This is a genomic window from Streptomyces sp. NPDC002133 (assembly GCF_040296405.1).
In the GTDB taxonomy this organism is placed as follows: domain Bacteria; phylum Actinomycetota; class Actinomycetes; order Streptomycetales; family Streptomycetaceae; genus Streptomyces.
Genome location: NZ_JBEOXF010000153.1, coordinates 1 through 1,132 on the forward strand (window position 1 = coordinate 1; position 1,132 = coordinate 1,132).

General features: G+C 71.3%; 1 protein-coding gene. It reads left to right on the top strand.

The genetic code is table 11. From position 1 onward, the window contains the following. Positions 1 to 76 precede the first annotated feature (76 nt). Positions 77 to 1,039 carry an electron transfer flavoprotein subunit alpha/FixB family protein gene (locus ABT078_RS42540; RefSeq protein ID WP_351237850.1) on the top strand — a complete coding sequence of 321 codons (963 nt, stop codon included), beginning with the start codon at positions 77 to 79 and terminating at the stop codon, positions 1,037 to 1,039. The last annotated feature ends 93 nt before the right edge of the window (positions 1,040 to 1,132 follow it).

A 1,132-nucleotide genomic window follows, 5' to 3' on the forward strand; every position in this document is an offset into this window, starting at 1 on the left:
GTTCATCTGAGGCTCCGGCCGTCTACTGCCCCCCTTCACACTTCGCAAGCTTCGTAAGCAGGAGAGAAGACGTTCCATGGCTGAAGTTCTCGTCTATGTCGACCACGTGGACGGTGCCGTCCGCAAGCCCACCCTGGAGCTGTTGACGCTGGCCCGGCGTATCGGTGAGCCGGTCGCCGTTGCGCTGGGTGCCGGTGCCGGGGCGACGGCCGGCACGCTCGCCGAGCACGGCGCCGTGCGGGTGCTGACCGCTGATGCCCCCGAGTTCGCCGACTATCTGGTCGTGCCGAAGGTGGACGCGCTGCAGGCCGCCCACGAGGCGACCTCGCCGGTGGCGGTGCTGGTGCCGTCCTCGGCGGAGGGCAAGGAGATCGCGGCCCGTCTGGCGGTGCGGATCGGTTCGGGCATCATCACCGACGCCGTCGACCTGGAGGCCGGTGAGTCGGGTCCGGTGGCCACGCAGTCCGCGTTCGCCGCGTCCTTCACCACCAGGTCCAGGGTGTCCAGGGGCACCCCGGTCATCACCGTGAAGCCGAACTCGGCCCCGGTCGAGCCGGCCCCGGCCGCGGGCGCGGTGGAGGCCCTGCCGGTGTCGTTCTCGCAGCAGGCCACCGGCACCAAGGTCACCGCCCGCACGCCGCGCGAGTCGACCGGACGCCCGGAACTGACCGAGGCCGCGATCGTGGTCTCCGGCGGCCGCGGCGTCAACGGCGCCGAGAACTTCGCCGTCATCGAGGCACTGGCCGACTCCCTCGGTGCCGCGGTCGGCGCCTCGCGTGCCGCGGTCGACGCCGGCTGGTACCCGCACTCCAACCAGGTCGGCCAGACCGGCAAGTCCGTCTCCCCGCAGCTGTACATCGCCTCCGGCATCTCCGGCGCGATCCAGCACCGCGCCGGCATGCAGACCTCGAAGACCATCGTGGCCATCAACAAGGACGCCGAGGCCCCGATCTTCGACCTGGTCGACTACGGCGTGGTCGGCGACCTCTTCCAGGTCGTCCCCCAGCTCACCGAGGAGATCAAGACCCGCAAGGGCTGAACCCGGCACACCACCCCCTGGGGCCGCACGGTGCACCGCACCGCGCGGCCCCACGCCGTCCCGGGAGACCATTGACGCAGGTCAGTCACCCGG